This is a genomic window from Methylosinus sporium (assembly GCF_003113265.1).
In the GTDB taxonomy this organism is placed as follows: Bacteria; Pseudomonadota; Alphaproteobacteria; order Rhizobiales; family Beijerinckiaceae; genus Methylosinus; species Methylosinus sporium.
In genome coordinates, this window is the sequence record NZ_PUIV01000001.1 from 71180 (window position 1) to 91580 (window position 20401).

19 protein-coding genes are annotated in these 20401 nt (G+C 61.8%); 6 read left to right on the forward strand and 13 right to left on the reverse strand.

Annotated elements, in window-relative coordinates; genetic code table 11:
* The first annotated feature begins 16 nt into the window (after positions 1-16).
* Entirely contained in the window at positions 17-568 is a 552-nt protein-coding gene (locus C5689_RS00305; protein WP_108915281.1) for a TetR/AcrR family transcriptional regulator, read from the forward strand.
* Here C5689_RS00305 and cobU read toward each other — a convergent pair.
* From cobU to C5689_RS00320, 3 genes are all read right to left on the reverse strand, one after another.
* Complete coding sequence (cobU, locus tag C5689_RS00310; RefSeq protein ID WP_108915282.1) at positions 547-1062, reverse strand: bifunctional adenosylcobinamide kinase/adenosylcobinamide-phosphate guanylyltransferase; 516 nt, start codon at positions 1060-1062, stop codon at positions 547-549. The genes C5689_RS00305 and cobU overlap by 22 nt on opposite strands.
* Positions 1063-1112: 50 nt before the next feature.
* Positions 1113-1535: a SufE family protein gene (locus C5689_RS00315; protein WP_108915283.1), complete on the reverse strand. Its 423-nt coding sequence runs from the start codon at positions 1533-1535 to the stop codon at positions 1113-1115.
* 102 nt (positions 1536-1637) lie between these two features.
* Entirely contained in the window at positions 1638-1988 is a 351-nt protein-coding gene (locus C5689_RS00320) for a hypothetical protein (protein WP_146188287.1), read from the reverse strand.
* A 243-nt stretch (positions 1989-2231) separates the two neighbouring features.
* On the opposite strand from C5689_RS00320, the gene C5689_RS00325 reads away from it, so the two are divergent.
* The 5 genes from C5689_RS00325 (at position 2232) to C5689_RS00345 (ending at position 7818) form a co-directional block, all read left to right on the forward strand.
* A complete protein-coding gene (locus C5689_RS00325) occupies positions 2232-4064 on the forward strand; it encodes a sensor histidine kinase (protein WP_244594513.1) in 1833 nt (610 codons plus the stop codon).
* Entirely contained in the window at positions 4057-4755 is a 699-nt protein-coding gene (locus tag C5689_RS00330) for a peptidoglycan-binding domain-containing protein (RefSeq protein ID WP_108915285.1), read from the forward strand. Before C5689_RS00325 ends, C5689_RS00330 begins: the two co-directional genes overlap by 8 nt.
* Positions 4756-4829: 74 nt before the next feature.
* Positions 4830-5180 carry a DUF1491 family protein gene (locus C5689_RS00335; protein WP_108915286.1) on the forward strand — a complete coding sequence of 117 codons (351 nt, stop codon included), beginning with the start codon at positions 4830-4832 and terminating at the stop codon, positions 5178-5180.
* A gap of 268 nt (positions 5181-5448) precedes the next feature.
* Positions 5449-6912, forward strand: a complete 1464-nt coding sequence (locus tag C5689_RS00340) for a flippase (protein ID WP_158271716.1) — start codon at positions 5449-5451, stop codon at positions 6910-6912.
* 51 nt (positions 6913-6963) lie between these two features.
* Complete coding sequence (locus tag C5689_RS00345; protein ID WP_206605346.1) at positions 6964-7818, forward strand: TylF/MycF family methyltransferase; 855 nt, start codon at positions 6964-6966, stop codon at positions 7816-7818.
* A 337-nt stretch (positions 7819-8155) separates the two neighbouring features.
* Here C5689_RS00345 and C5689_RS00350 read toward each other — a convergent pair whose 3' ends face one another.
* The 10 genes from C5689_RS00350 to C5689_RS00395 all read right to left on the reverse strand — a co-directional run bounded on the left by C5689_RS00350 (position 8156) and on the right by C5689_RS00395 (position 20372).
* Positions 8156-9292, reverse strand: coding sequence for a glycosyltransferase family 4 protein (locus C5689_RS00350; protein WP_108915289.1), 1137 nt, complete (start codon positions 9290-9292; stop codon positions 8156-8158).
* A 46-nt stretch (positions 9293-9338) separates the two neighbouring features.
* Complete coding sequence (locus C5689_RS00355; protein WP_158271717.1) at positions 9339-10400, reverse strand: EpsG family protein; 1062 nt, start codon at positions 10398-10400, stop codon at positions 9339-9341.
* 79 nt (positions 10401-10479) lie between these two features.
* Positions 10480-11532 carry a glycosyltransferase family 4 protein gene (locus tag C5689_RS00360; RefSeq protein ID WP_206605347.1) on the reverse strand — a complete coding sequence of 351 codons (1053 nt, stop codon included), beginning with the start codon at positions 11530-11532 and terminating at the stop codon, positions 10480-10482.
* A gap of 107 nt (positions 11533-11639) precedes the next feature.
* Positions 11640-12848, reverse strand: coding sequence for a glycosyltransferase (locus C5689_RS00365; RefSeq protein ID WP_108915292.1), 1209 nt, complete (start codon positions 12846-12848; stop codon positions 11640-11642).
* On the reverse strand, positions 12845-14836 hold the full coding sequence (gene asnB, locus C5689_RS00370) for an asparagine synthase (glutamine-hydrolyzing) (RefSeq protein ID WP_108915293.1): 1992 nt from the start codon (positions 14834-14836) through the stop codon (positions 12845-12847). Before asnB ends, C5689_RS00365 begins: the two co-directional genes overlap by 4 nt.
* A gap of 117 nt (positions 14837-14953) precedes the next feature.
* Positions 14954-16051, reverse strand: coding sequence for a glycosyltransferase (locus tag C5689_RS00375; RefSeq protein ID WP_108915294.1), 1098 nt, complete (start codon positions 16049-16051; stop codon positions 14954-14956).
* Between the two features lie 72 nt (positions 16052-16123).
* Entirely contained in the window at positions 16124-17128 is a 1005-nt protein-coding gene (locus C5689_RS00380; RefSeq protein WP_158271718.1) for a glycosyltransferase, read from the reverse strand.
* Between the two features lie 111 nt (positions 17129-17239).
* Positions 17240-18208: a glycosyltransferase family 2 protein gene (locus C5689_RS00385; RefSeq protein ID WP_108915296.1), complete on the reverse strand. Its 969-nt coding sequence runs from the start codon at positions 18206-18208 to the stop codon at positions 17240-17242.
* A complete protein-coding gene (locus tag C5689_RS00390; protein ID WP_108915297.1) occupies positions 18201-19283 on the reverse strand; it encodes a glycosyltransferase in 1083 nt (360 codons plus the stop codon). Before C5689_RS00390 ends, C5689_RS00385 begins: the two co-directional genes overlap by 8 nt.
* 9 nt (positions 19284-19292) lie before the next feature.
* Positions 19293-20372: a class I SAM-dependent methyltransferase gene (locus tag C5689_RS00395; RefSeq protein WP_108915298.1), complete on the reverse strand. Its 1080-nt coding sequence runs from the start codon at positions 20370-20372 to the stop codon at positions 19293-19295.
* Between the last annotated feature and the right edge of the window lie 29 nt (positions 20373-20401).

Sequence of the window (20401 nt, forward strand, 5' to 3'; positions counted from 1 at the left end):
GAAAGGGGGAGACGGGATGGCGACGGCGCGACGCGGCGAAGGGACTGCCGCGAGAATTCTCGACAGCGCGGAGGAGCGGCTCTGCCGCTACGGCTATAATGGCGTGAGCTTTCGCGACATCGCCGCCGATGTCGGAGTGAAGAGCGCCAGCGTCCATTATTTTTTCCCCACCAAGCCGGCGCTGGTCGCCGCGGTGGCGCGGCGCTACGCCGATCTCTGCGTCGAGGAACTCGGCGATCCGCTGACCCGCACGCCAGTGGAGGCGGTGGGGATGCTCGCGGAAATGTTCCGCCGCACCGTGGCCGAGAAGAAGCGCATGTGCCTTTTCGGCATGTTGGCGGCGGAGGTCGGCGGCCTGCCCTCCGAGGTCGGCGCCGAGGCGCGGCGCTTCTTCGCCGAGACGCTGGCCTGGCTGCGCGTCGCGCTGCGCGGCGACGCCGCCGAGGCGGAGGCGATTCTCGCGGCTTTCGAGGGCGGCGTGCTGCTCGCTCGCGCCATGGACGATCCGGCCATGTTGGAGAAAGCGACCGCGCGCATGGCGGCGCGTCACTTCACCGCGAGCGGATAACCGGCGACGACGAGATAGAGCCGCCCCGCAGCGCCGGCGACCGCCTGATGCAATTCGCCGGCGGCGTCGCGAAACCGCCGCGCCAGCGCATTCTCCGGCACGATGGAGAGGCCGACCTCGGAGGAGACCACGACGGTCGGCGCGCGCCGCTCGGCGAGGGCTTCGAGCAGCGCCGCGCGATCGGCGCGCAGATCCGCCTCCGCCAGCAGGCGGTTGCTCAGCCAGAGCGTGAGGCAATCGACCAGCAGCGGATGCTCCGCCGGAGCCTCGCCAATGGCCTGCGCCAGCGCCTGCGGCGCTTCGATCGTGCGCCAATCGCCGGCGCGCCGCTCTCTATGCGCGGAGATGCGGCTCCGCATCTCCTCGTCGAAAGCCTGCGCGGTGGCGATATAGGTCCAGGGACCGGGCCCGGCGGTGACGAGCCGCTCCGCGAAGCCGCTCTTGCCGGAGCGGGCCCCGCCGAGGACGAAGGTCAGATGCGGGTTTTCAGTCATGCTCCGTCACGCCCGGGCGGGATTTACCCCGTTCGCGAGCGACGGGCAAATCACGCCGCGAGAGCGGCGCGGGCTTCGTTCTTGATGCGCTCGACCATAGCGCGGACGCCATTGCTGCGCTGGGGCGTCAAATGCTGGGCGAGGCCGAGCTCGGTGAACAGCGGCATGGCGTCGAGACCGGCGATCTCATCGGCCGGCCGGCCGGAATACAGCGCCAGGATCAGCGCCACGAGCCCGCGCACGATATGGGCGTCGCTGTCGCCGCGCAGCGAGAGGATCGGCGCGCCGCGGCCTTCGCGGATCACCTTGCTCTCCAGCCACACCTGGCTCGCGCAGCCGCGAACCTTGTTCTCTTCCGTATGGGCTTCGTCCGGCAGCGGCTCCAGAGTGCGGCCGAGCTCGATGAGATATCGATACCGGTCCTCCCACTCGTCGAGCATTTCGAAATTGCCGATGATCTCGTCTATCACCATTGTTCGCTCGCCCGCTGGAGACGCCATGCCGACTTTTATATGGCCACTGTCCGTTTTGGCGCAATCGCCGGCGCATTGGCTCGATCGCCTGCGTCGATGCAATCACGGCGCCGCGCCGAGGCCAGTGGGGCGCCGCGGCGGCTCGACCGGCGCCGTCGCCCGGCCGATTCGCTCGGCCGCCCGCAGACATTCCATCGGATACGCCATGCAATGATCGCGGGCCACGGCGGCGATTCGGCCCGCCGCCTCTTCCGCGAGCTCCGAAAGGGCGCCGCGCGCCGTCTCGACCGGCGAGACCTTGCGCTCGGCGCTCGAAGCCGGCTCGGCCCGAGCCGCGGCGGGAAAACGCGCCGGCGCGGCGCGCTCGCGCGGGGCCGGATCGTGGTCCGCGTCACGCATGACGAGGAGACAGACCACCCCTAAAAAAAACAGAGTTTTGAGCAAGAATCCCACGATCGCCGCCTCGCTTCGCCGACGCGGAGCCGCCGCGCGTCGGCGAAACGTTCGCCTGCGTCCCTTACCGCTTCGTAAATGTCGAGTGTCGCGAAACACGCCGGCGCGAGCGGGGCCGGAGGGCTAAGAAGTCGCAAACCATAAGCCGCTTTCCGTCCCCGACGAAAACGGATTTCTTCCATTTCTATGGTCGGTTTAGCAGTCACTTAACACCGATTTGTCACATTGGGCTCGATCGGGAGCGTGAATTTGCGTAAGCCAACTGCACCTTGGGCGGCCGTGTCGAGCGAGTGGATCGAGCGTCTGGCGCAATCCGGACGCCCGATCGATTCGATGGAGCGCGCGCGGCGCGAAGCCTTCCTCCTCTCGCATCTGGCCCTGGCCGCTGGCGTGCTCATCGCCGCCCCGCTGTGGATCGTCGTCCATGGCGCGCCGACGCTCGGCGAGAGCGCGATCTTCGCTCTGGCGCAATTGCCGCTCTTGTCGGTGGTCGCTCTGCTGCGCCTCGACGATCTGAAGGTCGCGCAGTCGATCGCCGCTTTCGGCTGGCTCGCGCTCGCGGCCGCCTGCCTCGCGGCCGGCGAGCACTCCGGCGCCGCGGCGCCGTTCGGCGCGCTCGCCCTGATCGAGGCGACGCTCGCGCTCGATCTCACTCTGGTCACGACCGTCGCCTTCGGGGCGCTGGCGGTTCTGGCCTCCGCCGCTCTGACCGCGGCCGACGGCGGCGGATTTCTCGAGACGCTGCTCGCGGCGCCTCTCGTTCTCTATGTCGTTCTGCTCGCCCGCTGTGCGGCGCGGGTCGAGACGATCCGCTCGCAGGCGGAGGCGCGCAGCGCCCGCGATCTGCGGCTCGTCTCGGAGGCCGCCGGCGATCTCGTCATCGGCTTCGACGAAGGCGGCGCGGTCTCCTCCCTCATCGGCGACGCGGCCGAGGCTTACGGCCTCGACGCCCGCGAATTGATGGGACGCGGCTTTTTCCAGCGCGTCCATGTCGGCGACCGCCCGGCCTTTCTCAAGCTCGTCTCCGACGCCATAGCGACCGGCGAGACGATACGGGCGACGCTGCGGCTGCGCATCGGCCATTCGCGCAACGAGCAGGGCGAGTTCCTCGAGCCGGTGTTTCATTTCTTCGAGGCGCGCAGCAGCCAGATGGAGGCCGCCGAGGGGGAAAGCGCGGCCGGCGTCGTTTGCATTCTGCGCGATGTGACGGCGCAGCGTCACGCCGCCGAGACGATCGAAGCGGCGCGCCGCGAGAGCGAGATGGCCGCCGCCGGCAAGACGCGCTTCCTCGCCAATGTCAGCCATGAGCTGCGCACGCCGCTCAACGCCATCATCGGCTTCTCGGAAATGCTGGCGAGCGAGCAGCTCGCGCCCGCCGATCCGGCCAAGCGCCGCGAATATGCGGAGATCATCCGCAATTCGGGCCAGCATCTGCTCGCCGTCGTCAATACGATTCTCGACATGTCGAAGATCGAATCGGGCTCCATGCAGCTTTCGCCCGAGCCTTTCTCTCTGCCCGAGCTCGTCGAGCAATGCGTGAGCATGATGCAGCTGAAGGCCGAGCAGGGCCAGGTGACGCTCGCGCGCGATTATGGCGAGCGGCTCGAGGAGATCGTCGGCGACAAGCGCGCCTGCAAACAGATCATCATCAATCTTCTCTCCAATGCGGTGAAATTCACGCCCGCCAATGGCCGCGTGCGCATTCGCCTCGCTCCGGACGGCAATTGCCTCGCGCTCTCCGTCAGCGACAGCGGCATCGGCATTTCCGCCTCCGATCTCGGCCGGCTCGGCGATCCTTTCTTCCAGGCCAGCGCCAGTCATGATCGCGCCTATGAAGGCACCGGCCTCGGCCTCTCCGTGGTGCGCGGCCTCGTCGGCCTGCATGGCGGAACCATTGCGGTGGAAAGCGCGCCGCGCAGCGGCACCAGCGTCACCGTGCGCCTGCCGCTCGATTGCCGTCCCTTTCAGAACAAAGCCCCCGTTCTCGCCAGGATCGAGACGATCGCCCGCCGCGGCGTCATCCGTCCCGCCGACGAGTTCGAGGCGACCGAAGACAGGGTGAAGAAAATTGCGTGAAGCTCTCGCCGGCGCCAATCATGATTTCCTGCTCCGCGACGAGGATCGCGGCGAAACGCGGCGCGGCCGCGGCTCCAAGGCCAGCGCCAAGGCCGAAAAAGGCCCGCTGACGAGACTGTTCGGCGGCCGCAGGCGCGGGATCGTCTTCCTCTGCCTCGCCGGCGCGACGGCGATCGGCGTGCCGTTGAACGCGCTCTATTTCCAGGACGGACGCCATCCGGCGCCGCTGTTCCGCTCCTTCGCCCCCGAGCCGCGCGCTGCCGCCGAGGCGCAGGCGCCGCTCCCGCCCGCACGCCCGCAGGCCGTGGCGGCCCCGGCGCAGCCCCCGGCGATCCAGCCCGCGCCGACGGCTCATGCCGCGGCCGTCGCCATGTCCGCGACCAAGCCGACGGCCAAGCCCACAGCCAAGCCGGAGTCGACGCAGGCCGAGAAACGCGACGCGATCGGCGCGCTGCTCGCGCCCAAGAAGGACGCCCATAAGACGGATGAGGCCGACAAGAATGTGCTGGCCGCCCAGCGCGCGCTCGCCAAGCTCGGCTATGCGCTGAACGCCGACGGCAGGATGGGCGGCGCGACCAAGCAGGCGATCGAGAAATTCGAGCGCGACAATCGCCTCCCCGTCACCGGCGCGGTGACGCCGAAACTGCTGCACAAGCTGGAGCAGACCCGAGCGCGCCTCGTCGCGCATTGACGGGGTCGTCGGTGAAAGCCCAGTCGTCGGTGAAGGCCCTTGCGCGGACGGCCTCGATCGGCTGAAAAGAACTCATGCGTCTGCGCTCAGACTTCTTTGTCTCCGCTCTCATCCGCCGCGCCGAGACGGCCGGCTCGATCGCCATGCTGCGCCGTCGCGGCTCCGAGGAGGCCGGCGCGATCTTCGTCAAGATCGATCGGCTGGACGGACGCGCGGCGCTGCTCGGCCCGGCGCCGCAGAGCGTCGACCTTCCCGAAGGAGTCGACCGCCTCTTCGCCCGGCTGCATTCGGAAGAATGGGTGACGCCGCTCGAGGCCGAGGAGCGCGCGCGCAAGGAAATCGCCTTCGACTCCGATCTCTGGCTGGTCGAGATCGAGGATCGCGAGGGCCGCGGCTTCGTCGACCTCGCCGCGCGAGAGCGATAGCGCTCGATCGATCGCAAATGTTTCCAGCCGAGCCGGACGCCGACTCGGCGTCGGCGACGCACCCCCGGAACCGCTACCTAGTAACAAAACCTCACTCGCCCCGAAATCGATGGGGTGCGAAAACGATCGCGCCGAGATCGACGGCGTCAGCGCGCCTCCACGCCGGCGTCGCATCTCAGAAGACGATCGGGTGAGACGATTCACCCGAGGGGCGGAAGCGTGGCGCGCTTCGACATCGACGATCCAGCCGCCTGCAATCGGATGGCCTATGAACGCTCGCGGAATTCGCACGAATTTCATGTTCAACGTGGCCGGCGCGCTCGCGCCGCTGATCATCGCACTGGTCACTGTCCCGATCTATGTCTCGCACATCGGAGCGGCGCGCTACGGGGCGTTGTCGATCGTCTGGGTGCTGCTCGGCTATTTCGGCTTTCTCGACCTCGGCATGTCGCGCGCCTCGGCCAACGCGCTCGCAAAGCATGAAGAGGCGCGGGAGCGTTCATCGATACTGGTGACGGCCTTTGCGATCAATCTCGCCCTCGGCGTCGCCGGCGGACTGGTTCTCTACATCGGCGGCAGGGTTTTTCTCCAATATCTGCTCGATGTGCCTCCCGAGCTCGAAGGCGAGCTCGACAGCGTGTTTCCGTGGCTGGCTTGCGTGGTTCCGATGACGCTCCTGACGGGCGTGGCGAGCGGAGCGCTCGAGTCGCGCGAGCGATTCCTGACGATCAACGCGTTGCAGATAGCCGGCTCCATCGTCGGCCAAGTGCTTCCCGTCCTTTGCGCCGTGCTCGTTTCGCCGAGCCTTTCGGTTGTCGTTCCCGCCGCGGTACTGGCGCGCTTTCCGCTGTTTCTCCTGATGCTGGCGTTCGTGATTCGACGCGAGGGGCCGCTGAGCCTCACGAGCTTCGATCGCCCCCGCGCAGGCGCATTGCTGAATTATGGCGGATGGATCAGCGTGACCAATTTCTTGGCCCCCTTGATCGTGTCTCTCGACCAATTGGTGATCGGCTCGGCGCTCGGCTTGGCGGCCGTCACCTATTATGTGGTTCCGTTGAACGTGGTGCTACGAACGCAAATTTTTGCCGCGGCTCTGTCCAGAACGCTATTTCCGCGCATGTCTCGCTTGCAGGGAGACGATGCGCGACGGCTGACCGAAAGCGCGATCGGCACGCTCGCCCATGGCTACGCCGTCGCCTGCTCTGTCGCGATCGTTCTCATCGGACCATTCATGAATCTATGGATGGGGCCGGACTTCGCCGTGGTCGCGGCGCCGATCGCCGAGATACTGATGATCGGCGCATGGATCAACGGAATCGCTTTTCTTCCGTTCGCGCATTTGCAGGGACAGGGACGCCCAGACATAATTTCAAAATATCTGGCGCTGGAGCTCTTTCCGTTCCTGCTCGTGCTCTGGTTGGCGACCAGGCATTTCGGCATAGAAGGCTCCGCATACGCATGGGTCGCCCGCGCTCCCGTGCATTTGCTTTTCTTGCTGGCGATGATGAGATTCGAAAAAACACGCTACGCACAGCTCGTCTTGCCTTTCGGATGTGTTATGACGGCCTTCGTCCTAGTTCGGCTCGTGCGACCGGGCCTGTTCGAGTCTCTGCTGATCGCCTCCGCTTTCGCCGTCTCCACCTCGGCCATAGCATTCGCTATCGATCAGAATATCAAAAGCCTTTTCGCCCGATTGAAGGGCGAGGCTATTGCTTTGAAAGACGCTGCGTGACGCAATGCGTTTTCGAATGACGAGAATCACTCGGAAGCAGAGCCGGGATTTTTGAACGAAATCGCAGCAGCTATTTTATTTCCAGCAGTGAGTGAAGCGATGCAAAACGGTCATGACGCCAGACAGCTCTACATCGACTTGATGAAGAAGACGCTGACCGCTTCTGTCTATGACGAGAGCGGCTGGGAGAGCGTATCGGCCTCCAAGAATCCGATCAGGAACCTCATCCTGGCGGAGCTGAACAAGCGCGCGATTTCGATCGTGAAGCGTCGGCCGCTCGACAGCTCGTCACGTCATGAAGGCAGGGACTGGCCTCTTTTCGGCTACACGATGGCGGGGCATCTGAGATTGGACAATGTGCAGAGCTGCGTGGACGATGTTTTGGCGAACGGAATTCCCGGAGACTTCATCGAGACTGGCGCTTGGCGAGGCGGGACCACGATTTTCATGCGCGCCTTGTTGAAAGCCTATGGCGAGTCCTCTCGAAAAGTGTGGGTGGCGGATTCCTTCGAAGGGCTGCCGAAGCCGAAAAACGACACTGACGGATGGGACTTGAGCGACGTCGCCTACCTGAAAGTCTCTCTGGAACAGGTGAAGGAGAATTTCAGGAAATTCGATCTCCTGGACGGCCAGGTGGAATTCCTCCAGGGCTGGTTCTGCGACACGCTTCCAACGGCGAAGATCGACCAATTGTCCATTCTGAGGCTCGACGGCGATTTGTACAGCTCCACCATGGACGCGCTCGAAAATCTCTATCACAAGGTCAGTCCGGGCGGGTATGTCATCGTCGATGATTACAATTCCTGGCCATCCTGTCGAAAAGCCGTCCACGACTTTCTCGCGGCTCGGTCCTTAGAGCCAGAAATCGAGACCATCGATTTCACCGGCGTCTATTGGCAGGTGTAATCGATCGACGCTCGTCCCGAAGCTCGTCGCATGATGGACGAGCCCGACGGCGAGAGCGTTTCCAACCGAAGCGGACACCGGTTCGGCGTTGGAAACGCATCAAAACAAAAGGCCTCGAGTCTTTCCGTGCTTCAATGAAACATGGAAAGACTCGAGCTTCACGCCTTGCTCCGAGGCTGGTCTGGCTCGATGAATCGGGCCGATCGGCTCGAAGAAGGCGCTCGGCTCGGCTCGAGCCGAGCGTGACTTCCCGACGCGGCTCGAAGCGCGAGTCCGAGACGTCCTCCTCGCCTGCATCGAGGGGAGCGCGGCCGTCGTTTCCCCGACGAAGCGTAGATCATCCTTCCGATAGGACCTCCTGATAAACCGCCAAGGTCCGGGCGATCACGATACGTTCGTCGAACTCCGCCAGCGCCTTCGCTCGCGCCGCCGCCCCCAGACGATGCGCGAGCGCTGGATCGTCTTGCAAGCGCGCGATCGCGCGCGCCAACGCCGCGGCGTCGCGCGGCGGCACCAGCAGGCCGTCCTTCTCATGCGTCACGACCTCCCGACAGCCCGGCATGTCGGTCGTGATCAGCGGCCGCGCGCAAGCGGCGGCCTCGATCAGGCTTTTCGGCAGCCCTTCTCCGTAATAGCTCGGCAACACCACAATGTCGGCGCCTCTGTAGAGCGTCGGCATGTCGTTCACATGCCCGAGCCACTGCACGAGCCCATCCATCTGCCATCCGAGTATCGTTTCTTCCGGAACCGCCGCGGGATTGCCTTTGTCTGGAGCGCCCGCGAGCAGGAATTGCAGAGGCCTGTGCTCTCGCCTCAATAAACGCGCCGCCTCCACGAACTCTGCGATCCCCTTGTCCCATAATAATCGGGCCGCGAGCACGACGCGCATCGGACCGAGATCGCGATGCGAAGCGCCCTCGCTCGCCGAGAACTGCGCGCAATCGACTCCGGGTCCGCGTATCAGTCGAATCTTCTGCGCCGAGACGATGCGCGCGCGCTCGAAAAAGGAAACATCATCGCAGTTCAGCAAGATCAGCCGGCTACGACGGCCGCCCATCGACGCGCGAAGCAATGAGCAGAGCACGGGCCTCAGCAATCGCGCTTTCAAGGCGTCGCTGACGAAGACATAGCCCCTGCCCTCGATTCCATTGACGCTTCCGGTTCCGAGCATTCGCCCGACGAGCGCGCCGTAGATGGCGCATTTCACCGTAAATCCATGCACGACATCGGGCCGTTCTCGGCGCATCAATCGCCATAGCCAACCGATCAGCGCCAATTCACGCAGCGGATTGAGGCTGGCGCGATCCATCGGGGCCGGAACCAGTCGGAAGCCGAGCTGCCGCAGCTTTTCCGCATAAGGACCGGGGGGAGAAACCAGAACCACTTCATGGCCTTCGTCGCGCAACTTCGCTGCGAGAGAGCGGCGAAAATTGAAAAGATACCAATCGGTATTCGCGAAAAAGAGGAGCTTCAATGGAATATCCTGTCTGACATGGAAACGCGCCGAGCGAAGGTCGGCTTCAAAACGAGTCTTCCAGGGGATAAAATCGGTAAGGCAACCATGTGATGGAGAGCTTCGCAAAGTTCAGCCAAACGAATTCGACTATTCCATAATAGAGCAGCACGCTCGACACCAATATCAGCGAGGTTTCTTTGTCCGCGGATCCGAAACGTTCCGACGAACGGCGGATCGGCTCTTTCTGGACGCCGCGCGCTCCACGATTCACGACGACATCCGGCCATCGCGCGAATACGACCAATTGAAGCGGCAACAAATAGAGCGCGATGCGATCGACCGCCGTGCTCGACGGAGACGCCAAGACGACAAAGGGCATGACGAGCGACAATAGCGCGAAATAGGTCCACAGACGCGCTTGCGCATGGCCGAAATCAAATCTCTTCCGCCAGATCAGAAACAAGGCGGCGGGCAGCGCATTCATCAGAAGGCGGATCATCGCCCCTTCGGATTGGTATTGCGCCTCGATGTAGTTCTTATAAAAATAGTCGACGTCCTTCGCCAGGAACTGCAGGTAGAGCGCCACGCCGACGACTGCGACCCAAGCGATGGTCAAGTACCGGTTGCGTGCGCCGGCGAGGGCGGCGATCGGCAGGACGACAATCGCCGATTTGTGAAATGTGGCCGCCAACGCCAGCCATCCGACGAATTCGATCGTGGACCCGCGGCTCAGCGCGATGAGGCCCAACATTTCCAGCCCCAGCGCGACGCCTTGACGGCTGTAGCCCATCGCCACCACGATCGCCAGATAGGGAATTGCAACCGACAGCGCGAGCCAAGGCCTCGGTTGCGTCCGGCAGAACGCGATCAGGCCGAAAGCGAAAACCCCTCCGCAGATCAGATTGACGCCATAAATATACCATCCCATTTCCACGCTGAGCCAATTGAGCGCGCCATAACCGGGATCGGACTTCGTCAGAATGTCGCCCAGCGACAGACCGCCGATCGCCTCCATCTGAGCGAGATAGTTCAACCAATCGGCGCCGACCCGATAGCGGTATCCGATGACGATCGTCAGCGCCAGCCACACCGAGCCCCATGTGAAGCTCGGCGCCATCTCCCTCATCGCGGCGCCGCGTCCAGATCGTCCCGCGAATAGCGCCGCTCCCGCCGGCAACAGATACATCGTCCAATACAGCCACATCTCAGTGAGTTTTCGAAAATGTGTCGTGATCGACGCGTCGTCCCGCCGCTTCCATCAGCAAGGACGCAAATCTCGGTCCGGTGACTTGAACACAATATTCACGTTCGACCTTCCGCCTCCCCGCCTGCCCCATGCGCCGGCGCAGATCGGCGTCGAACAGCAGCGCGCGGAGAGAGGATTCCCACTGCTCCATGGTTTCCGCCAAGAACCCATTCACGCCATGCTCGACGAGCTGTCGATTGACGCCGACCGGCGATGCGACAACCGGTAGACCGCAGGCCATATATTGGACGAGCTTGTATCCGCACTTCCCGCGCTCGAATGGCTTGTCGACGAGCGGCATGATTCCAATGTCGAATCGAGCGACCGACGCGACTTCGGTCTCTTCGGTCCACGGAACGGATTCCATGGATAATCCGTGCGCCGCCGCATCGATCCCGACCGCGGCGAAGCGGGCGATCCCGCTCGCCGACATTCGAGCGAATAAATCTCGATACGGCAGCAACAAGGGCGCGGTGGCGCGTTGGCCGATCCAGCCGATGAGAGGCGGCTCCGCGCGATCGCATCTTCGTGCGAGCGCTTCCTCGCCATAGCGTTGCAGATCGATCACGGTGGGAAGAATTTCGAGACGCCGCGCTCCCGATCTACGTGCGAAATCGCCCAAATATCGATTACCTGCCAGAACCAGCTCGGCGCCTCGCATCAGGGCCGGAATCTTCCCGCCGAGCACGGCTCTCACGAAACGCCGCTCATGCGTATCGTAATAATGAAAAATCGCGTCGTCGTAATCGAGCACATAGGGAACGTCCCTCGGGAAGAGATTGGCTTCGATCCAGAACGGCAACCAGGGCAAAGCTTCTTTCTCGATCCAAATCAGCTCGAAATCCTTCGCCTCGCCGAGGGCGCGAAGACGCGCCGGATAGGCGGTCGCTATCTCGGACAATCGCTTCTGACCACGCTGCAATCTGCTGACATAGTCGTCCGAGAACAGCGCCGAGACTGTCGCATCGATCCCGGCGTCCTTCAGCCAGGGCAGATACAAATGGCTTCGCACTCGACTGCTCGCTCCGAGACGGTCATAGCGCGTGAGCATCAAGAGCTTCATTCGCTTCATCGACTGTCCAATGTCTCGTCCGCCCTCCTCATCGTCGGAAGAGTCGCTTACGAAGAGGCGGAAAGCTTCGAATAAATTTCGTGATAGGCGGCGACGCCCGCGTCGAGCGAGAACAAGTCGCGAGCGGTTTCGACGCAACGGCTTTGGATGTCGACTCGGTCGAGGAGCGCCAGCAGACGGTCGACAGCGCGGGCATGATCCGCCGGCGAAAAATCCGTCAAGGCGACTCCGACCTCGCGGCCCTCGAGAATCTCGGCCATGTCGCCGACGCCGACATTGCCGACGCAGGGAATTCCGCAGCCGAGATATTCCGCGAGCTTGGTCGGCGCGCTGGCGATTTTGGAATAGGAGCGCTTGATGATCGCTCCGCCCGCATCCATCCGCCCGATCAGCGTCGGCATGTCTCGCGGATCCGCAGCGACGAGCTCGACCGTTGCGGGATCGAGACCGGCCCGCGCCACGGCGGCCTCGATCGCCCGACGTTCCGACTGGCTGACGATGAGAAGCCGCGCATCGGGACGGCGAGCGCGCAGCGCGCTATAGAAAGCGAGAAACTCGTCGAACAAATACCAAGTGCCGATCGATCCCGCGTAACCGAGCACGAAAGGACCCTCGGGACGACGGCTCCGCGGCCGAAAGCGATCGAGGTCCGCGCATGTCGGGATCACGCTCAAGGGCGGCATCCGATCGATCAAATAAGAGAAGGTCTCGAGCTCGCGCGCCGAAGCGCGCGTCAATGTGACGACATGGTCTGCGGCTTCGAGGAAATTCCGCTCGAGCGATTTCGCAGTTTTGTAGAGAACCCCGTCGGCGGGCCACAGACCGCCGTCGATGCGCTCATCGGCCCAAAACCCGCGCATATCGAACAAGAGCTTCACGCCCGTCGCTTTTTTCACCGCCAGGGCGATCAGCGCGGGCACATAGCTGCGCACATGCACGAAGCCTATTCGACGCCGTGCGACGAGAAGCAGCGCGATCGATATTCCCACGCAAATATCGAAGGCCGTCGCAGGCGCCGAAGGCCGTTTGTGATAGGCGAGTGGAGTCCAGGAGACGCCGGCGCGCCGCAGACGCTCGCGCATGGCGGCCATGCGCTCGCCGTCCTCCCGATCTCGCCGCTTCTCGAAAGAAATGAGAAAAATCGGCCAATCCGTCGCCAGGCGCTCCAGATAGGCGAGCACCTGACTCTGGCCGAGCGGCTCCAGCACGCCATCGTAAGTGATGTAGAGAACGCCCGGCCTCCGCGCAGGGATCATCGTTCCAGCTCGCTTTGCATCGCTTCACCGCGCATGGCTTTTTCCGCCTCCAGCCATGCCTGAAACATCAGCGCGTTCCAAAGGCGCTCGGTCCAGTTGCGCTCGCCGGAGAGGTGCTCTCGCCACAGCGTTCGCACACGCGCCGGATCGAGATAGCCGTCGTCGCGAAGCCTGTCTTCGGCGAGCAAGGTCTCCGCCCAGTCCCGCAAAGGGCCTCGCAGCCACTGTCCGACAGGCGCGCCGAAGCCGGCTTTGGGGCGCTCGACGAGACGTTCCGGCACGTATTTGTGAAGGACCTGACGCAGCGCCCATTTGCTTCTGCCGCCCTTGATCTTCATCGACAGGGGCAATCGCCAGGCGACTTCCGCGACGCGGTGATCGAGGAACGGCATCCGCGTTTCGAGCGCCACCGCCATGGACGCGCGGTCGACCTTCGTCAAAATATCGTCGGGCAGATAGGTGAGCGTATCGAGCAGCATCATCCGAAGCTCCGGCTGCGCGAGCTGCGCCTCGCTCCCTTCGTGGTCGAGGCGCGTCGGCAAGAGCGACGTCGCGACGACGGGCGCGTCTCCGACATTCCATTGCGTCACCAGACTATGAAAGAGCTCGTCGACAGAAGCGACATTTTTCAGGCGGCTCGCGAGCTTGTACGCCTTGTCGCCGAGCAGATCGACTCGCGTTCGCAGCGGAGTCGATCGACCGAGGGCGTTCCATCGCTCGAACGGAATTCGGCCGATGCCGATCCCCACTGCACGCCGCAAGCCGGCGGGAGCCAGTCCCGCCCATCGCCAAAACGCGGGCCCCACCAAATAGCGATCATATCCGCCGAACAATTCGTCGCCGGCGTCGCCGGAAAGCGCCACGGTGACGGATTGTCGCGCGAGCGCGCAAATGATCCGGGTCGGAATTTGCGAACTATCGCCGAACGGCTCGTCATAGGTCGTCGGAAGCTCTGGGATGACGGCCTGGATGTCGTGCGGCGCAACCCGGATCTCGTGGTGGTCGGTGCCGAGATGACGGGCCACTGCGGCCGCGTGCGAAGATTCGTCGAAGGCCGCCTCGTCGAAGCCGACAGTGAAGCTTTTCACCGGGCGCCGCGACTCTTGCTGCATCAGCGCGACAATCGTCGAGGAATCGATGCCGCCGGACAAAAAAGCGCCGAGCGGCACATCGGCGACGAGCTGGAGGTGAACGGCCTCGCGAAGCGTTTGCTCGAGCCTCTCCAGCCCCTCTCGCTCGTCTTCGATCGGATCGGCGACGCCGCTCAGCGCCGCCTGCTCGACGCTCCAATAAGACTCGACGACGAGCTGCTCGCGCGAAAGCCCTCTCCCTTCGAGCGTCAAAATCTGTCCCGGCCCGAGCTTGAAGATATCCTCATAGATCGAATAAGGAGCCGGCACATAGCAAAAGCGCATGAACAACTCGACCGCGCCGCGATCGATCGCACTGTCGAAGCCGGGATAGGCGCGCAAAGCCTTGAGCTCGGAACCGAAAACGAACGCGCGGCGTTCTCCTCGCCCCGCCCAGCCGTAATAGAGCGGCTTTTCTCCAAACCGATCACGCGCCAGAGTCAGGCGCCGCTCGGCCTCGTCCCACAGGCCGAGCGCGAACATGCCGACGCATTTCTCGAGCATTCCCCTCACGCCCCAGGCGGCAAATCCCGCGAGCAGCGTCTCCGTGTCCGAGGTTCCGCGCCAAGCGATCCTCTCCGTTTTTTCGAGCTCCGCGCGAAGCGCCGCGTGATTGTAGATTTCGCCGTTGAAGGTGAGGACGTAGCGTCCACATGCCGAATGCATCGGCTGCGCGCCGCGCTCAGAAAGCTCGACGATCGCCAGCCGCCTATGTCCGAGCGCGATACCGGCCTCCGAGTCTATCCAGACGCCCGCGCCGTCGGGACCGCGGTGGCCCAGGGCGCGCGTCATGCGCTCGATGCAATTCGCACCCGCGTCGAACGCGCCAGCTTTGAATAAGCCCGTTATCCCACACATATATTTCCTACTTCGAGACTCGGAACGTGATCCGATCCGATCGGATCTCGTTCTAGATTTCTCTATTTGGGAGCGAATTCCGATCGATCGAACAATTCCATTCGATCGGTAAGCGCTCTAGTTGGAACACGCGGGGAAAAGCAAATGTAGATATTGATCTGTCGCATGTTCGGGCGAGAACTCGGCCGCGCGTCGCCGCAACGCCTCGCGATCGTGCTTCGCTTCGAGAGCTTCGGCCATGGCTTCAGCGAGCGCATCGGCGTCCCCGACCGGCACGAGCCGACCGTAACGCCCGTTTTCGAGAATTTCGGCGGGCCCGCTCGGGCAATTGGTGGAGACGACCGGCAAGCCGCAGCCCAGCGCTTCGACGACGACATTGCCGAACCCCTCATAATCCGACGACAGCACGAATAGATCGGCGGAATGATAAAAGGGAGTCGGATTCGACGTCGCTCCAGGCATGACGACCTTGTCGGAAACTCCTTCGGCCCGCGCGAGTTCGGCCGTCGCTTCGAAAAGATCTCCAGCGCCCAAAATCATCAATTTCGCATCGAAGACATCGAGCAGTCGGCGAAAAGCTCGAATGAGCAGCGCGTGGTTCTTTTGCCTCTTCAATGTTCCCACGGTGATGATTCTACGACCCTTCCGATCGCCCCATAATTTTTCCACCCGCTCCTCGGGTTCGTTCCGGACTTGCGCGAGAGGAACCGGATTATAGACGACATCGAAACTCTCGCATTTGAGGAAACCCAATGCGCTGCTGTCTCGCGCCACGCCATGCGACACAGCGATACGCGCGTTCGCATGGGGGTAGAACATCGCGATGCTGGCGCGCAGCCCCATCCGGTGAAGCAGCCCATGGTTCGAATACTGCGCCGACAGCGAGCAATGATCCACGGTGACGATGCGGGTTCGGGAACGGGCGAGAAGCTTGGTGAAAACCGCTGCAGAGGTGAGCGGCCAAATATTGGCTATCAAGACGGTCGGCGAGCGGCTGCGAAGATAGGCCGAGAGCGGCGCGAGAAGATTGCGGTAATGACGAGCGTTCAAGTCCACGACCTCGACGCCACGCGGCAGTTCTGAGATAAGTTCGCCCTGCGCCTGCATGAGAATGAATTCGACACTATGCCCGCGCCTCACCAGTTCTCGAGCCAGATCGACCGACACGCGCTCGGCGCCGCCGATGCGCAGGTTGGGGAGAAGGATGGAAATCACGGTAGGGTGGCCTCGTGGCAATGTTCGGAGCGGCGCAATGCACGGCGTCGGGAGCGGCGTTTCACTGGCGCACTATCCTTTCCGATCGACGTTCGAAGCGGGCTTGGCGCTGAACGGAAGGAGTTCCGCCAAATGCGCGAGCTCCGCTTTGCAGTCGTTCGTCGTCTTGATGATCCGTCCCAATTTTCCAGCGATCCAGCCTTGCACCCCGCCGGTTTGAATCAGATCGATAAGGGCGCCGCCAAAGAGCCAAGGCTCGGGCTTGTCGAGACCACGCGGCGCGAGATAGGCCTCTGCTTCTGGTAGCTCCGTGAGCTCACGTTGAAAAAGACGCTGCACATCGGCCGGGGACATCGGGTCGTAGGGATAAAATCCGGAACCGACCCACCATTCTGCAACGCGGAGCAAGAGGGGCTTGACTCTATAGTATTCTGTGGTCGGATAGGGCAGGTACATCATAAATGGATATGCATAATACCCTAGACACAGGCGATCTATTTGCGCTTTTGCATTGTTTTCTCCCTCGCCCGGCTCGAATTTCCACTGCAGATTTTTCATGCGGCCAAAATGAAATATGCCCACATCGCAGAAAAACGCCGCCCATTTAGATGATGTATTATTAAGGTAGGCCACACAACGTCGTGATATATGTAATTGATCGACGGTCTTATCATGATTTATCGCCTTGAGAAAACTTACGTATATTTGGATCGCATCTGGCGTCTCGGCAAAATATCCACGTATGTTGCACAAGTCACTATTCGTGACATCTCTCACCAACTGCATATCGTCCTGAATAAAAAGAGCAATATCGACATCATTGGTTAGGCCATGCTCATAGGCGCGTTGCATATTGCAATAGAGGCCTCCGTGAAGCCCGAACACGTTCCCATCATGTAAAATAACTTCGATCGAGTCGCTTTCCGCTTTTTTTTTCAAAATCTCGGCGACGCGGGGGTCCGAGCTGTTGTCGTCGAAAACGCGGACCCGCGCTCCCGGCGCGTGGCGCGAGATGGATGTCAGGCAGTTATCGAGAAACTGCGGACGATTGTAGGAAAACACATAAATATCCAACATGGCCTTTTCCATTTTCGATATGCGCGTTCTTCGACTGGATCGCATGTCCGCCGCGAAAACGACCTCCTGGGCTCAGGCCTTCGATGACGAAGAGGCGCTCGCGTCGACGCCTCACGAGAGGCGACACATTTCCGAGGTTTTCGTAGTGATTTTTGCCCGCGTCGCGGCGAACAGAAACTTCCGGTGGGTTTTTACGACCTTTCCCTGAGCGATATCGCGGAACGCGAGCGTCCATGCGATCGGCCAAATCGAAGCAATCAGCCACGCGGGCGAATTCGAGCTCCACAAACTCAGAGCCTCCATCGGTCCGACTTCGCCGTGAAAGCAATATCGAAGAAAGGTGATCGCCCGCCATAGGCGCTGACCCGAGCTCCGCGGATAGCGCGCGAGATTTCGCTCGCATATGGCCAAAGCGTATGCGCGGCCACGCGAATACTCCATCTTCCCGCTGAATGAGATGCATCCGGGCGCCTGATACTCGACGATCTTGACGACCTCCGGACACGGCCTCGCCTTTCGGTTTCCGATCGTCGTCCAAACGACTCCTTCGGGAATGACGAAGTCGACCTCCGGGAAGGGATGCGCTTTCAAAGCGTCGGCGCGTGCGAAGAGCGCGAGATCGCCGACGACCTTGTGGCGCTCCGAAAGATCGTTCCAGCTGCAATCGGAATCCGGCAACACCGATGGCGTCACCCCGAGATTGTCGGAACAGAGCGCGGTCACGCCGACGAAATCGTCTCTTTCGTCCTCCGGAATGGACATCCAGACAGAGACGAGCCGCTCGAGCGCATGCGGCAGAAAATAATCGTCGGAGTCGCACCAGATGATGAATTCGCCGCGAGCCCGCTTGATCGCCTCATTGTCCATGCGCGCCTTGCCGACACGCTCGCTCGCGCTGATGACGGTGATGGGAAAGCGCGACTTTTCCGCCAGATCGCGCAATTTGGCGTCCGTGCCGTCCGTCGACCCGTCGTCGGCGACAATCCATTCGAAGTTGCGGTAGGTCTGGCGGTCGAGCCCGCGCCAGACACGCTCGAGATAGCCGCCGCGGTTCAAGGTCGGCGTAACGACGCTAATCATGCGTGGGGCTCCCGGCGGAAGCCAATCGCCTCAATAAATAAAGGCCGCCAAACGCAAACAACATGTCCTTGACGAAGGACTTTGCTCCGAGCGAGTGAAACGCTTTTCCAAAATATGCATTTCTATATATGAGCTTCCAACAAATGGCTGCGCGATCGACATGCCCGGTTTTCCTGTATAGCGCGCCGCGCAGCGTCAAATTCTCCGATAAGATCTGAAAGCGTGCGGCCGCCTCCGAGGCTCTCGAGGAAATCAACGGATCGCACGACGACTGCGCGATTTTTTTGAAGCAACTGCTCGTTTCCGCCGCCATGTCGCCGGAAAAAATATAGTGCTCTGGATCTGTCGCAATCATGGATCGGCGCGCGCCGTCCAAGATAGATGTCCTTGTCGGAGTGCCGGTCGCCGATCGTCCATGCCGTCGCCAAATCGCCAAAGGCTCCGATACGAAAGCCATGTCGCCCATTGCGTTCGCCAAGATTCCTATCCAGAGATCATGTCCTGGCGGACCATTGAAAATCGGCCAATACATGCGGGGCCTCAGCGAATGGTCTATAGACTTCGCCAGCCTGGCGTTGAAAACCGTCGAAAATCCGACACAGCCGAAAAATCCGTAATGCGTCGACCTGGACTTGTGCGCGTCGCGCGGGATGTCGGGCCATCTGGCTCCAGTCAAATTCAGCTTTTCATCTGAGACGAGGGACGTATGAGCGATCCACATCAATTCGGCGCTCGAGGCCTCTCTCAGTTTTTTGGATAGGATCTCTATTTTCCTCGGCAGCCAGACATCATCCTGGTCACAAAAAGCGATCCAGTCGCCAGCACATCGGCTCGCCGCCCCAAGAAAATTATCGGCGTATCCGAGATTTTCATCGTTGACATATATCCGGACCGGAAATGGCGCGCGCTCCGCGAAATCTTCTACGATCGAAACCGTCGCGTCGGTCGAGCCGTCGTCGCATACGACGAGTTCATAAGGGGCGATCGTTTGCTTTGCCAGGCTCTCGAGCTGCTCGGAAATATATTTCCCGCCATTATAGGTCGCCATTGCGATGGAGATTTTGGGCGTCTTCATAAGGAGACTCTATCTCTTGAAAGCGACGAAGGTCAGAAATTCCCTGACAGATGGGACGATCCTCTGCGCAATCTCGTTTTTCGTCACCATTAGGCTCTGCCCGACGCTCAATTCGACGCCTGCGCCAACGGGAAGAGCCCGCCGAATAGCTTCGCTCGCCTTGGTGATCGAAGCGAGCGACATCGCGCCGCCTCGATCGGCGATGCGGGCGAAGCCCGCGTCGTGAAGCGCCATCGTCAAGGATCTCGAATTGAAAAGCACGAGATGGCGGGGCGGCTCCAGCCCGCGCCAATCGCGGCCATAGCGTCGATGGCCGAGGCTGTCTATGTTCGGCGTCTCCAGCCAAAGCCGTCCGTCCGGCTTCAACAAGCGATTGCACATCTTCAAGACGGCGATCGGATCGTGCAGATGTTCTATCACGTGATTCATCGTGATGACGTCGAACGATCCGCTTTCGTCGCAAAACTGCTCCGCTCCGCCCAGGCGGACATTCGATCCTTGCCGGACGCAAGTCTCCACCGCCTCGGGATCCGGATCGACGCCGAATGTCTCCCAGCCACAGGATCCGGCAATTCGGAGAAACGCGCCATTCCCGCAACCTATGTCCAGCACCTTTCCGACTCGACGTCGAGGCGGCAAATGGCGGTACTCTTGATGGAGGCGATCTCGCTGCGTTCTCGCAACAGACAATGCGAGCACGCCGAGTCTGCTGGCAGGTTGCTCATTGGTCGAGAAGCGCCAATTCGTGTAGCCATTCACGAGACGTCGGCGAATTTTCCGAAACGAGCTCAGATCGGCGTAATCTGCTTTCGGCGCCGCCTCGCCATGCGTGTAATAGGTCGCGTAGGCGAGATGGATCGACGCTGGCGATGGGCGCGGATCGAGATAGGCGGAGCCACATGCCGAGCAGCGCCAGGACGTCCATTTGCCCGGCGCGCAAAAAAACACATTGTCGACCAAGTCTCGATAGAGCGCCGAGCGCTCCGAGGCCCCGCATACTGGACAAGTCTGCTGAGATTGCAGTTCGTTTTCCGGCCATGGAATGTCCGATGGCGGAACTTTGCGCTCGTCCAATGCTGTCGCAGACATCGTGTGCTGCCTCTTTCGATTTCGCGATC